The sequence below is a fragment of the Ramlibacter sp. Leaf400 genome, assembly GCF_001424545.1.
Taxonomy (GTDB): domain Bacteria; phylum Pseudomonadota; class Gammaproteobacteria; order Burkholderiales; family Burkholderiaceae_C; genus Ramlibacter.
In genome coordinates this window covers 49450-62866 of the sequence record NZ_LMQL01000014.1, presented here as the reverse complement: position 1 = coordinate 62866, position 13417 = coordinate 49450, and the positions used below count along the sequence as shown (strand labels likewise).

The following is a 13417-nucleotide window of genomic DNA, read 5'->3' as shown; positions in this document are numbered from 1 at the left end:
CCCGCGTCATCCCCGTGAAGGCGGGGACCCAGAGCTTTCGGCAGTCCGCTGAAGGCGGACGCACTGGATTCCCGCCTTCGCGGGAATGACGGGTTACCGCGTCAGATACCCCATCACCCGCCACCGCCCATCCGCCTCGCGCACAGTCGTCACCATCTCCTCGACCTCGCCGCGCTTCTCGTACTTGCTGACGAACACCACGGTGACGTAGTCGCCCGGCGGCTGGCGGTCGAGACGGTCCTTGTAGCTGACCGCCGCCGGCGTGCGTTCCTGCAGCGGGCCGAAATCGGCGCGGGCCTTGGGCGCGCCTTCCAGCCAGTTGGGCAGCGGCACCGCCTTGCGGAAGGTCGACGCCGACGTCTCCCAGGCCGTGCCCCAGTCGCGGCGGTCCAGCAGGGTGAGCCAGCCGGCGGCGGCGAGCTGGCCGGCTTTCTCCTTTTCGACATGGGCGGAAGACGCTGCCGGGGCCGAGGCGGCGGCCGCGGGGGCGGACGCCGCAGCGGCGCTGCTCGCGGCGGGCCGGGTGCCGGTGGCGGGAGCGCCGGAGGAGGGCAGCTTGAGCTGCGCCAGGGCCGGCAGGCTGAGCGCCAGCGCCAGCAGGGCGCCGGCGGCACGGAGGGGTCGGGTCATCGGGGAGTTCGCGTGGGCGGAAACAGTCATCGGGGCAGTCTAGCCGCAGCGGGTTCCGCAGCTTTCCGCCCGGATCAGGCGCCGAACCCGCCGCCGCCCGGCGTGTGCACCTCGAACACGTCGCCCGGCTGCATCTGCGCCGAGCCGATGTGGTCCAGCGCCTCGACGCGGCCGTCCTGGCGCACCACCCGGTTGATGCCCACCTGGCCCGGCTGGCCGCCCGCCATGCCGAAGGAGGGGTGCCTGCGCCCGTTGGACAGGATGCTGGCCGTCATGGCCTCCAGGAAGCGCACCCGCCGCACGCCGCCGTCGCCGCCCTTCCAGCGGCCCGCGCCGCCCGAGCCCTGGCGGATCTCGTAACTCTCCAGCCGCACCGGGAAGCGGAACTCCAGCACCTCGGGATCGGTCAGGCGCGAGTTGGTCATGTGGGCCTGCACGACGCTGGTGCCGTCGAAGCCGCCCACCAGCAGGCCCTGCGCGTCGTACTCGCCGCCCGCACCCGAGCCGCCCGAGATCGTCTCGTAGTACTGGTGCCGCTCGTTGCCGAAGGTGAAGTTGTTCATCGTGCACTGGCCCGCGGCCATCACGCCGAGCGCGCCGTACAGCGCGTTGGTGATGCAGGTGGAGGTCTCCACGTTGCCCGCCACCACCGAGGCCGGTGGATCCGGGTTGAGCATGGAGCCCGGCGGGATGATCACCTTCAGCGGCTTGAGGCAGCCGGCGTTGAGCGGGATGTCGTCGTCCACCAGCGTGCGGAACACGTAGAGCACGGCCGCCATGCACACCGCGGTGGGCGCGTTGAAGTTGTTGGTCTGCTGCGGGCTGGTGCCGGTGAAGTCGATGGTCGCGCAGCGCTGCTGCGTGTCCACGCTGATGGCCACCGAGATCTGCGCGCCGTTGTCCAGCGGCAGGGTGAAGCGGCCGTCCTTGAGCCGGGTGATCACGCGGCGCACCGACTCCTCGGCGTTGTCCTGCACGTGGCGCATGTAGGCCTGCACCACGTCCAGCCCGAACTGATCGACCATGCGGCGCAGCTCCTGCACGCCCTTTTCGTTGGCGGCGATCTGCGCCTTCAGGTCGGCCAGGTTCTGCTCGGGGTTGCGGCTGGGGTGGGCACCGCTGCGCAGCAGGGCCAGCATCTCGGCCTCGCGCAGCCGGCCCTGGTCGACCAGCTTGAAGTTGTCGATCTGCACGCCTTCCTCCTCGATGCGGGTGGAGAAGGGCGGCATGCTGCCGGGCGTGGTGCCGCCGATGTCGGCGTGGTGGCCGCGGCTGCCGACGTAGAACAGCGGCCGGTCCTGCGACTGCGCGGCCAGGTACACCGGCGTGATGACCGTCACGTCCGGCAGGTGCGTCCCCCCGTGGTACGGGTCGTTCAGCACGTACACGTCGCCCGGCGCCATGCGGCCGGCGTTCTCGCGGATCACCGTCTTGATGCTCTCGCCCATGGAGCCCAGGTGCACCGGCATGTGCGGCGCGTTGGCGATCAGGTTGCCCTTGGCGTCGAAGAGCGCGCAGGAGAAGTCCAGGCGCTCCTTGATGTTCACCGAGTAGGCGGTGTTCTGCAGCTGCAGGCCCATCTGCTCGGCGATGTTCATGAACAGGTTGTTGAACACCTCCAGCAGCACCGGATCGACGTGCGTCCCGGCGGCGTAGCGGGCCTCGCGCGGCACGCGCCGGTCCAGCACGATGTGGTCCAGCGCGGTGAGCTGCGCCTCCCAGCCGGGCTCCACCACGGTGGTGGCGTTGCGCTCGGCGATGATGGCCGGGCCGGCCACGGTGTCGCCGGGCCGCAGGTCCTCGCGCACCACCAGCGCGGCCTCGTGCCAGCCGCCGCCCGAGTACATGCGCACGGTCTCGCGGCGCGGCACCTCGCGCGGGCCGTGCACTTGATGCGACTGCTCCGCCGGGGCGTCGCCGGCCACCACCGCCTCGACCGACACGGCCTCCACCACCAGCGACTTGCCCTGCATCAGGAAGGAAAAGCGCTGGCGGTAGGCCGCCTCGAAGCCGGCCTGGATCGCGGCCAGGTCGCCGAACGGCACCACCAGCGCGGCGTCGCTGCCCTGGTAGCGCACGTGCACCCGACGGGCCACCCGCACCTCGCCCGCGCTGACCTGCTGCTGCGCCAGCTCGGCCTGCGCCGCCTGGGCCAGGGCGTCCAGCTTCTGCGCCACCTGGGGCAGCGACCCGGCCGACAGCGGCAGCTCCACCGCCTGTTCGCGGATCACGTTCTGGTCCGCCAGGCCCATGCCGTAGGCGGAGAGCACGCCGGCCAGCGGGTGCACGAACACGCGCGACATGCCCAGCGCGTCGGCCACCAGGCAGGCGTGCTGGCCGCCCGCGCCGCCGAAGCACTGCAGCGTGTAGCGCGTGACGTCGTAGCCGCGCGCCACCGAGATCTTCTTGATGGCGTTGGCCATCTGCTGCACGGCGATGTCGATGAAGCCTTCGGCAGCCTCCTCGGCGCTGCGGCCGGTGCGCTGCGCGATCTCGGCGAACTTGCCGGCCGCCGCCTCGTAGCTCAGGGGCTCGTCCGCGCCCGGCCCGAACACCTGGGGGAAGTAGCGCGGCTGGATCTTGCCGACCATCACGTTGGCGTCGGTCACCGCCAGCGGCCCGCCGCGGCGGTAGCTGGCCGGGCCCGGGTTGGCGCCGGCGCTCTGCGGGCCGACGCGAAAGCGTGCGCCGTCGAACTCCAGGATGGAGCCGCCGCCGGCCGCGACGGTGTGGATGCTCATCATCGGCGCGCGCATTCGCACGCCCGCCACCTGGGTCTCGAACTCGCGCTCGAACTCGCCCGCGAAGTGGGACACGTCGGTGGAGGTGCCGCCCATGTCGAAGCCGATCACCTTCCTGTGCCCGCCCAGGGCGGCGGTGCGCGCCATGCCGACGATGCCGCCGGCCGGGCCCGAGAGGATGGCGTCCTTGCCCTGGAAGGCGTGGGCATCGGTCAGCCCGCCGGACGACTGCATGAAGAAGAGCCGCACGCCCGGCATCTCGGCCGCCACCTGCTCGACGTAGCGGCGCAGGATGGGCGACAGGTAGGCGTCCACCACGGTGGTGTCGCCGCGGCTGACGAACTTCATCATCGGGCTGGTGCCGTGCGAGGTGCTCACCTGGGTGAAGCCCACCTCGCGGGCGATGCGGGCCGCGGCTTCCTCGTGCGCGGTGAAGCGGTAGCCGTGCATGAACACGACGGCGACGCTGCGCAGGCCGGCGGCGTGCGCGTCCGCCAGCGCTTCGCGCAGGTGGCCCTCGTCCAGCGGCTCCAGCACCTCGCCCTGCGCGGCCACCCGTTCGTGGGCCTCGATCACGCGGCTGTAGAGCAGCTCGGGCAGGACGATGTGGCGGTCGAAGAGGCGCGGCCGGTTCTGGTAGGCGATGCGCAGCGCGTCGCGAAAGCCGCGCGTGGTCACCAGCACCGTCGGCTCGCCCTTGCGCTCGAGCAGGGCGTTGGTGGCCACGGTCGTGCCCATCTTCACGCAGTCGACCACGTCCGGACGGATGGGCTCGCCGGCGCGCAGGCCCAGCAGGTGGCGGATGCCGGCCACGGCGGCGTCGCGGTACTGCTCGGGGTTGTCCGAGAGCAGCTTGTGGGTGACGAGCGTGCCGTCGGGGCGCTTGCCGACGACGTCGGTGAAGGTGCCTCCGCGGTCGATCCAGAACTGCCAGCGGGGTGCGGGGGAGGGGCTTGCTTGCATGGTGGGTGGGCGCCTTGTGCCTCGAATTTACCGCCTGGCGGGCCCCGGCCCCGGCGCCCCGCGTGGGCCGTGCGGCGTTAGAGTCCTGCCATGTCTCCTGATCGTGAAAGCCAAGGCACGGCGGCGGCGACGGTCCGCACCATCCCCGGCCGCACCCCGCTGGTCTTCGATTCGCCGCACAGCGGCACCCGCTACCCCGAGGACTTTGCGTTCTCCTGCGACTTCTCGCTCCTTCGCACGGCGGAGGACACCCACGTGGAGAAGCTCTACGACTTCGCGCCCGAACTGGGCATCGCCTGGATCGAGGCGCTGTTCCCGCGCAGCTACCTGGACGCCAACCGCGGCGAGCACGAGGTCGACGTCGAGATGCTCGACGGCGCCTGGGAAGGCGAGGTCGTCACCGACCCGGTGGCGCTGTCCAAGGTGCGGCTGGGCAAGGGCCTGGTCTGGAAGAACACCGACACCGGCGAGCCCATGTACACGCGCCAGCTCAGGCCGCAGGAGGTGCGCGACCGCATCCAGCGCTGCTGGCGGCCCTACCACGCGGCGGTGCAGCGGGCGATCGAGGAGGCCCATGCGCGCCACGGCTTCAGCATGCACCTGAACTGCCACTCGATGCCCTCGATCGCGGGCAGCCATGCGACGGACTACCCGGGCATCGCCCACGCCGACTTCGTGATCGGCGACCGCGACGGCAGCACCGCCGACCCGCGCCTGACGGCGCAGCTTGCGCAGTTCCTGCGGGACCGCGGGTACGACGTGGAGGTGAACTTCCCCTACAAGGGCGTGGAGCTGGTGCGGCGCTACGGCGACCCGGCCGGGCAGCGGCACAGCATCCAGGTGGAGGTGAACCGCAAGCTGTACATGGACGAAGCCACTTTCGAGCTGCTGCCTTCGGCGCCCGCGCTGCGGGAGAACCTGCGCGCGATGGCGCAGTGGCTGCTGGAGGTGGACCCTCGGCGGTTGTAGATGAGCCGTCATTCCCGCGAAGGCGGGAATCCAGAGCTCCCGCCTTCACCAGCGCCGCAGGCGCGCTGCGCTGGATTCCCGCCTTCGCGGGAATGACGAACTCCGCGCGGGAATGACGGGTTCTCCGGCAGCCGGGGTTACGGCATGCGCCCGGGCGCCTCACTTCGCCTTTGGCACCCGCCCCATCAGGTAGAACTCCGGATTCGGCACCATCCCCGAGAAGCTCGCCATCCGGTTGGACAGCCCGAAGAACGCGGTGATGGCCGCGATGTCCCAGATGTCCTCGTCGGAGAAGCCGTGCGCGTGCAGCGGCGGGAAGTCCGCCTCGTCAATCTCGTCCGAGCGCAGGCAGACCTTCATCGCGAAGTCCAGCATGGCGCGCTGCCGCGGCGGGATGTCGGCCTTGCGCCAGTTCACCGCCACCTGGTCGGCCACCAGCGGCTTCTTCTCGTAGATGCGCAGGATGGCGCCGTGCGCCACCACGCAGTACAGGCAGTGGTTGGCCGCGCTGGTGGCGGTGACGATCATCTCGCGCTCGCCCTTGGTCAGGCCGCTGTCGCGCCCCACCGTCTCGGGCGTCATCAGCGCGTCGTGGTAGGCGAAGAAGGCGCGCCACTCGGCCGGCCGGCGCGCCAGCGCCAGGAACACGTTGGGCACGAAGCCGGCCTTCTCCTGCACTTCCAGGATCCGCTGGCGCAGGTCGTCCGGCAGGTCCTTCAGTTCGGGCATGGGGTAGCGGTTCATGGGGTCTCCAGAGGTCGAAGCGGAGCCGACAAGCATACGGCGCGCAGGTGGCACGGAAACTGCGAGTGAAAAGGGCGGCGCTCCGGTTTCGAGTGCCGCCTGAGGTTTCTTCATGGTTGAACGCGGGACGGAAACACCGCTTGAGAGGTCGCAGCGATGCGGCCTCTTTTTTTTGGTTTTCGTCATTCCCGCGGAGGCGGGAATCCAGAGCTTGCGCCTTCCCCAGCGCTAGGAGGCGCGCTGCGCTGGATTCCCGCCTACGCGGGAATGACGGCCCGTGGCGCCCTCAAGCCCGCTCGTACACCTTGCGCAGCAACCGCAGCAGCGTCTTCTGCTCCCCCGGCGTCAGGCGGTCGGCGACCTCGCGCTCCAGCTCGGCGGCGGTGCGCTCGGCCTGGCGCATCAGCTTCTGGGCGGCGGCGGTCGGGTGCAGGCCGGTGGCGCGCCCGTCGCGCGGGTGCGGCTTGCGCTCGATCAGCTCGCGCTTTTCCAGCGCACCGACCAGGTTCACCAGGTTGGGGGGCAGGATGCCCAGCGCGGTGCACAACTGGCGCGAGGTGATGCCAGGGTTGTGCACGATCAGCGAGAGCACCGAGAAGTCCACCGGCCGCAGCTGGTAGGCCGCCATCCGGCGCAGGAACACCTCGATCACCGCCAGCGCGGCGCGGCGCGCGTTGTAGCCCAGCAGGCTGTCGAGGAAGGCCGTGTCGACCTTCTCGACGACCGGGACCTCGTCGCTGCGGGGCGCGGCGGAGTTGCGGGCTTGCGGCATCGAGGTGTCAGCGGCAGGAGAAGTTGGCGGCGTCGTCCAGGGAGCCGCTGCCCTTGTAGCGCGCCACCGTCGGGTAGGCGCACAGCGGACGCGTGCGCTGGCCCGACCAGTCGGCCGGCAGTTCGGCGTTGGCGCCGCCGGGGTGGCCCGCGCCGCGCACCGAAGCGCTGACGGCCTGCGGCGCGACGCCCTGTTCGACCCAGCGCACCAGGGGCGCCAGCAGGTCGAACTGGTCGGCCGCGGGACCGGCGCTGCAGTGGTTCATGCCGGGCACCGGGAAGTAGCGCGCGAATTCGCCGCCGCGGCCGGCCATCGCGCGGTCCAGCCGCTCGATCCACTGGCGCGTGTCCTCGGCGGAGAACACCGGGTCGCTCACGCCGTGGTAGACAACCATCTTGGCGCCTCGCTGCGCCAGCGGCGCCAGGTTGCGCGGGTCCTGCTGGCCGGGCGGCATCATCAGGTCGGCGCCCGACTCGCGGTAGGGCCCGTCGACCGCGTGCACCTTGCGCAGCAGGAAGTCGAGGTCCGCGCTGCGCGTGTCCACCGGCGCCGGCGGGGCGGTGAACACGCTGCCGATGGCCACCGGATCGAGCACCAGCGAGTTGGCGAACTTCCAGGTGGCCCAGTTGTTGCCGGCCACGCCCGGGTCGTACGGGAAGGGGCTGTAGAGCGTCTGGCCCGTGGGCGTGCGCGCTCCCGCGAAGATCGCGGCCACCACGTCCTTCTGCGCGGGGGTCAGGCACTGGCCGTCGCGGGCGCCGGTGCAGCCGGGCACGTCGCGCTTCACGTCGAAGGCGGCCTGGCAGGCCTGCACGTCCTGCACCATGCCGTCGCGCGCGCCGTCCAGCGCATCGCAGCGCTGCAGGATGGAGCGCGCCACGGCCTGCCGCTCCTGCGCGGTGAACCCGCTGCCCAGGTCGGGGATGGTCGCGTTGGGGTTCATCGGGTGGCGGGTGGTGGCGCCGGCGGTCGCGATGCGGCTCCACTGCTGCGCGCCCCAGAGCTGCGCGAGTGCCGCGTAGGGCAGGCGGTAGCCGGGCGCGCCCACCAGGTAGCCGTCGTACTGCTCGCCGATGCGGGCGGCCGCCACCATCGCGTGCCGGCCGCCGTTGGAGCAGCCGCCGATGTAGGAGCGGTCGGGCGGCCGTCCGTAGGCCGCGGCGACCAGGGCCTTGGCCATGGGCGTGAGCCTGGCCACCGCCTGGTGGCCGTAGTCCAGGCGGGCCTGCGGCTCGATGCCGAAGAAGGGCGTCTGCGCCGCCGTGTGGCCGGCGTTCGAGCTGATCACCGCGAAGCCCTGCATCAGCGCGCCGGTCAGCGGCCCGCCACCGAGGGCGCCGAGCGCCGGCTGGATGTTGCCGTCCAGCCCGCCGTTGCCCTGGTAGTAGAAGCGCCCGTTCCAGGCCTGCGGCAGCCGCATCTCGAAGCCGATGGCGTACTCGCGGTTGTCGCTGCCGGTGCGCCGGTGCATGCTGCCGGTCACCAGGCAGTGCGCCGCGATGGCATCGGCGCCCTGCCTGACCGTGCCGGCCGCGATGGGCGCGGCCGAGTCGATGGCCGTGTTCGCGAAGGCGAAGCGTTCCTTCAGTTCGGCGCAGGCGCGCAGGGGCCCCGGTTGGGCGGCCCGCAAGGGGCCCGGCCCGGCACTGGGCGCGGCGACGGGGGCGGCGGGGGTGACGGCGGGCGGGCTGCCGCAGGCGGCCAGGACGGCGGCTGCCAGCAGGGCGAGGCCGAGGCTTGGAGAGACGGACAAGGCGGTGCTCCGGTGACGGGGACGGACGGCGCCGCGAGGCGCCGCCTTCAGGCGATCAGGAGTCGGCGGTGAAACCGATCTTCTTGACCAGCGGACCCCAGCGGGTGTGCTCGTCCTTCTGGCTCTTCTCCATCTCCGCCGGCGTGGAGCCGCGCGCGACCAGGCCCATGAGCGCCAGCGAGTCGACCACGGACTTCTCCTTGATCGCCTGGTTGATGGCGGCATTGGCGGCCTGCACCACGTTGGCCGGCGTGCGGGCCGGCGCGTAGAAACCGAACCACTCCTCGGTGGTCAGCTCGGGGAAGCCCTGCTCCGCGTAGGTGGGCACGTCCGGCGTGAAGGGCGTGCGCTGGGCACCCGAGGTCGCCAGGATGCGGACCTTGCCGGCGCGGTGGTTGGCCAGCGCGTCGCCGGTGGGCGTGGAGGTGGAGGCCAGCGTGCCGCCCAGCATGTCGGCCACCGCCGGCGCGGAGCCGCGGTAGGGCACGTGCTTGAGGTCCACGTTGTTGTTCAGGCCGAGCAGCGCGCCCAGGAAGTGCGGCGTGGAGCCGGCGGCGGGCGAGCCGTAGTTGGCCTTGTCCGGATTGGCCTTGGACCAGGCCAGGTAGTCCTTCACCGTCTTCACGCTGGCCGGCACCATCGGCCCGACCGAGAGCGCGTGCGTCATGACCGCGCCGATGGAGACCGGCACGAAGTCCTTGAACGGGTCGTAGCTGAGCGTGCGGTAGATGTGCGGGTAGATCGACATCATCGAATAGGGCGTCAGCAGCAGCGTGGTGCCGTCGGGGGCGGCGGCCTTGACCACGTCGCAGGCGATGCGGCCACCCGCGCCGGGCTTGTTCTCCACCACCACGGCGTTCTTGGCGTAGGACGTGCCGGTCATGCGCTCGCCGATGCGGCGGGCCGTGGCATCGGCGGTGCCGCCGGCCGGGAAGCCGTTGACGATCTTCACGACGTCGAAGGACTGCGCGCGCAGCGCCATCGGAAGGGCGGCCAGGGCGCCGAAGGCGGCGCCGGCCTGCAGGATCTGTCGGCGGTCGGTTCTCATGCGGATGTCTCCTGTGGGTGGGAAGAGGAAGGGGAGGCGGTCGCGCGGCCGTTGCTGCGGCCGGCGCCCAGGTAGGTTTCGATCACCCGCGGGTCGCCGGCCAGGTCGCGCGCGGCGCCCTGCAGCCGGATCTCGCCGGTCTCCAGCACGTAGCCGTGGTCGGCCACCTCGAGCGCGGCGCGGGCGTTCTGCTCGACCAGGAGGATGGACACGCCCTGGCCGCGCAGGCGGGTGATGATCTGGAAGATCTCGCGCACCACCAGAGGGGCCAGGCCCAGGCTGGGCTCGTCCAGCATCAGCAGCTTGGGCTGCGACATCAGCGCGCGGCCCACGGCCAGCATCTGCCGCTCGCCGCCCGACAGCGTGCCGGCCAGCTGGGTGCGGCGCTCCTTCAGGCGCGGGAACAGTTCGTAGACGCGGTCCAGGCCGTCGCGCCAGCGCGGCACGCGCAGCTTCATCGCGCGAAAGCCGCCCAGCACCAGGTTGTCTTCCACCGGCATGGTGCCGAACAGCTCGCGCTTTTCCGGCACCAGGGCCAGGCCGAGCATCACCCGTTCCTCGAGCGTGGTGTCGGACACGTCCTGGCCGTCGAAGAGGATGCGGCCGCGCGAGGGCAGCACGCCCATCAGGGCGTTGAGCGTGGTCGACTTGCCGGCGCCGTTGGGGCCGATGACGGTGACCACCTGGCCGGCGCCGAGCTCGAAATGCAGGCCGGTGAGCACCTCGGCGCGGCCGTAGCCGGCGTGCAGGTCGTGGACTTGGAGAAGTGGAGGGCTCATGGTTTCGTCATTCCGCGGAGGCTGTCGTCATTCCCGCGGAGGCGGGAATCCAGAGCTTCCACCTTTTCCAGCGCCGGGGGGCGCGCTGCGCTGGATCCCCGCCTGCGCGGGGATGACGGCCTTCTGCTTCCATCAATGCTCCGTCCCCAGATACGCCGCCCGCACCGCCGGGCTGGCCTGCACCTCGGCTGGCGTGCCTTCCATCAGGCGCGTGCCGAATTCCATGACCACGATGCGGTCGGTCAGGCCCATGACGAACTCCATGTCGTGTTCCACCAGCAGCAGGCTCATGCCTTCCTGCTTGAGCTGGCGCAGCACCTCGGCCAGCGCCTGCTTCTCCTTGTGCCGCAGGCCGGCGGCGGGCTCGTCCAGCAGCAGCAGCGAGGGGTCGCTGCACAGCGCGCGGGCGATCTCCAGCAGGCGCTGCGGCCCCAGCGCCAGGTTGCCGGCCAGCTCGTGCATGCGGTCGGCCATGCCGATGCGGGCCAGCTGGCGCTCGGCTTCGGCGAACAGGCGCCTCTCCTCGGCCCGGTCCAGCCGCAGCATGGCGCGCACCGTGCCGCTGCTGCCGCGCAGGTAGCCGCCCAGGGCCACGTTCTCCAGCACCGTCATGTCCGGGATGATCTTCACGTGCTGGAACGTCCGGGAGATGCCGCGCCGGGCGATCTTTCGCGAGGGCAGTCCGGTGATGTCCTGGCCGCGAAAGCGCACCCCGCCGGCGGTGGTGGCCAGCACGCCGGTGATCAGGTTGAAGGTGGTGGACTTGCCGGCGCCGTTGGGGCCGATCAGGCCCAGGATCTCGCCGGCGCGCACCTGGAAGCTGACGTCGTTGACCGCCACCAGGCCGCCGAATTCCTTGCGGACCCGGTCCACTTCCAGCAGCGCCTCGCCGTGCGTGGGCTTGTCGCGCGCGGGCAGGGGCGGCGCGCCGTCCCAGTCGCGCACCCGGTCGGCGCGCGGCAGGCGGCGCGAGACGAAGGTCCAGAGGCCGTCGGGCGCGTACTTGAGCACCACCACCAGCACGATGCCGAACACGATGGTCTCGAAGTTGCCGCTGGTGCCGATCAGGCGCGGCAGCAGGACCTGCAGCTGGTCCTCGACGATCTTCACCACCCCGGCACCGAGGAACGCGCCCCAGACGTGGCCGACGCCGCCGAGCACCGCCATGAAGAGGTACTCGATGCCCTTGCCGATCGAGAACGGCGACGGGTTGACGGTGCGCTGGAAGAAGGCGAACAGCCAGCCGGAAACCGATGCGAGCACGGCGGCGATCACGAAGACCGTGAGCTTGGCGCGGAAGGTGGAGATGCCCATGGCCTCGGCCATGGTGGCGCCGCCCTTGAGCGAGCGGATCGCACGGCCGGGGCGCGAATCGAGCAGCCGGATCGAGGCCAGGGCCGCGAGCAGGGCGAAGATCCAGATCAGCACGTGCAGGCCGCGGCCCGTGCCCAGGTCGTATCCGAACACCTTGAGCGTGGGGATGCCCAGGATGCCGTCGTATTTGCCCAGCCACTCCATGTTGGCCATGCTGTAGTTCAGCGCCAGGCCCCAGGCGATGGTGGCCAGCGGCAGGTAGTGGCCCGACATGCGCAGCGTGATGGCGCCCAGCGCCACGGCGGCTACCACGGCGATGCCCACGCCGATCAGCAGTGCCAGCCAGGGCGAGCCGGACATCTTGACGGCCAGGAAGGCCGCCGAATACGCGCCCACGCCGACGAAGGCGGCCTGCCCGAACGAGGTGAGGCCGGCCACGCCGGTGAGCAGCACCAGGCCCAGCGCCACCAGCGCGTACATGCCGATGTAGTTGCTCTGCGTGATCCAGAAGTCCGGCACCGGCAGCGCCGGCAGCGCCAGCATCAGCAGGGCGAAAAGCGGAAAGGCGAAGCGGCGAACGTTCGCCATCTCAGTGCTCCTCTCCGTGCGGGTCACGCAGCGAGCGCCACAGCAGCACCGGCAGGATGGAGCCGAACACGATCACCTCCTTGAACGCGCTGGCCCAGAAGGAGCTGAAGCTCTCGAGCAGGCCCACCGCCAGCGCGCCGACCAGGGCCAGCGGATAGCTGGCGAGGCCGGCGAACACGGCCGCCACGAAGCCCTTGAGGCCGATGATGAAGCCGCTGTCGTAGAAGATGGTGGTGGTCGGCCCGATCAGCAGGCCCGACAGCGCGCCGATGAAGGCCGCCATGGTGAAGGCCAGCCGGCCGGCGCCGTTGGAGGAGATGCCCATGAGGCGCGCGCCGACGCGGTTGACCGCGGTGGCGCGCAGTGCCTTGCCGGACAGCGTCTTCTCGAAGTAGAGCCAGAGCATCACGATGAGCGCGAGCGAGGCCGCGAAGATGATGACCGTCTGCCCGCTGAGCGTGAGCGGCCCGGCGGTGAAGCGCTCGCTCCAGAAGCTGGGGTTGCGGAAGCCCTCGGCGCCGAAGAAGTACAGCCCCAGGCCCACCAGCGCGAAGTGCACGCCGACCGAGACGATCAGCAGCACCAGCACGGAGGCGTCGGCGAGTTTTTCGTAGGCCAGCCGGTAGATGAGCGTGCCGAAGGGCGTGACCAGGGCCAGCGTGAGCAGGGCCTGCACGACCAGCGGGAAGCCCCTGGGCGCGGCCCAGAAGGCGATGAGCGAAACGAGCACGGGGATCGCGAGCGTGCGGGCGACCGTCCGGGCGATGCGTCCGGGCGCCTGGTGGTGGCGCACGCCGTGGAAGACGTCGGAAATGGCAGCCGCGGCCGCCAGGACCAGCAGGAACCACACGGTGCCCGGCACCTTGCCGGTCTGCAGCAGCGCGAGGGTGAGCGCCCCGAAGGCGACGAACTCGCCCTGCGGGATGAAGATGACGCGCGTGACCGCGAAGACCAGCACCGTGGCCAGCGCCAGGAGCGCGTACACGGCCCCATTGGTGAGGCCGTCCAGGGCGAGGATGCCGGCGATGGAGAGGTCCATGGGGGGAAGGGACTAGGGGCTAGGGGCTAGGGGCTAGGGGCTAGGGGCTAGGGGCTAGGGGCTAGGGGCTAGGGGCT

10 protein-coding genes are annotated in these 13417 nt (G+C 71.2%); 1 reads left to right on the top strand and 9 read right to left on the bottom strand.

The window, feature by feature from the left end; translation table 11 throughout:
* Positions 1-93 precede the first annotated feature (93 nt).
* Together ASG30_RS20370 and ASG30_RS20365 are read right to left on the bottom strand one after the other, a co-directional pair.
* Positions 94-630, bottom strand: coding sequence for a DUF4019 domain-containing protein (locus tag ASG30_RS20370; protein ID WP_055901358.1), 537 nt, complete (start codon positions 628-630; stop codon positions 94-96).
* A 74-nt stretch (positions 631-704) separates the two neighbouring features.
* Positions 705-4334, bottom strand: a complete 3630-nt coding sequence (locus tag ASG30_RS20365; RefSeq protein ID WP_055901355.1) for a hydantoinase B/oxoprolinase family protein — start codon at positions 4332-4334, stop codon at positions 705-707.
* A 90-nt stretch (positions 4335-4424) separates the two neighbouring features.
* Between ASG30_RS20365 and ASG30_RS20360 the strand changes: the two genes are divergently transcribed.
* Positions 4425-5303 (top strand): N-formylglutamate amidohydrolase, encoded by an 879-nt coding sequence (locus ASG30_RS20360; protein WP_055901352.1) that lies wholly within the window; start codon positions 4425-4427, stop codon positions 5301-5303.
* A 159-nt stretch (positions 5304-5462) separates the two neighbouring features.
* Here ASG30_RS20360 and ASG30_RS20355 read toward each other — a convergent pair whose 3' ends face one another.
* From ASG30_RS20355 to ASG30_RS20325, 7 genes are all read right to left on the bottom strand, one after another.
* Positions 5463-6047: a peroxidase-related enzyme gene (locus ASG30_RS20355; protein WP_055901349.1), complete on the bottom strand. Its 585-nt coding sequence runs from the start codon at positions 6045-6047 to the stop codon at positions 5463-5465.
* 286 nt (positions 6048-6333) lie between these two features.
* The gene (locus ASG30_RS20350) at positions 6334-6819 is read right to left on the bottom strand and encodes a MarR family winged helix-turn-helix transcriptional regulator (RefSeq protein ID WP_055901346.1); all 486 of its coding nucleotides are present in this window, start codon (positions 6817-6819) and stop codon (positions 6334-6336) included.
* A 7-nt stretch (positions 6820-6826) separates the two neighbouring features.
* Entirely contained in the window at positions 6827-8572 is a 1746-nt protein-coding gene (locus ASG30_RS20345) for a tannase/feruloyl esterase family alpha/beta hydrolase (RefSeq protein WP_055901343.1), read from the bottom strand.
* Positions 8573-8627: 55 nt separating this feature from the next.
* Positions 8628-9620: a Bug family tripartite tricarboxylate transporter substrate binding protein gene (locus ASG30_RS20340; protein WP_055901340.1), complete on the bottom strand. Its 993-nt coding sequence runs from the start codon at positions 9618-9620 to the stop codon at positions 8628-8630.
* Positions 9617-10399, bottom strand: coding sequence for an ABC transporter ATP-binding protein (locus ASG30_RS20335; RefSeq protein WP_055901337.1), 783 nt, complete (start codon positions 10397-10399; stop codon positions 9617-9619). Before ASG30_RS20335 ends, ASG30_RS20340 begins: the two co-directional genes overlap by 4 nt.
* 132 nt (positions 10400-10531) lie before the next feature.
* Positions 10532-12301, bottom strand: coding sequence for a branched-chain amino acid ABC transporter ATP-binding protein/permease (locus ASG30_RS20330; protein WP_055901334.1), 1770 nt, complete (start codon positions 12299-12301; stop codon positions 10532-10534).
* 1 nt (position 12302) lies between these two features.
* Entirely contained in the window at positions 12303-13340 is a 1038-nt protein-coding gene (locus ASG30_RS20325) for a branched-chain amino acid ABC transporter permease (protein WP_055901330.1), read from the bottom strand.
* Between the last annotated feature and the right edge of the window lie 77 nt (positions 13341-13417).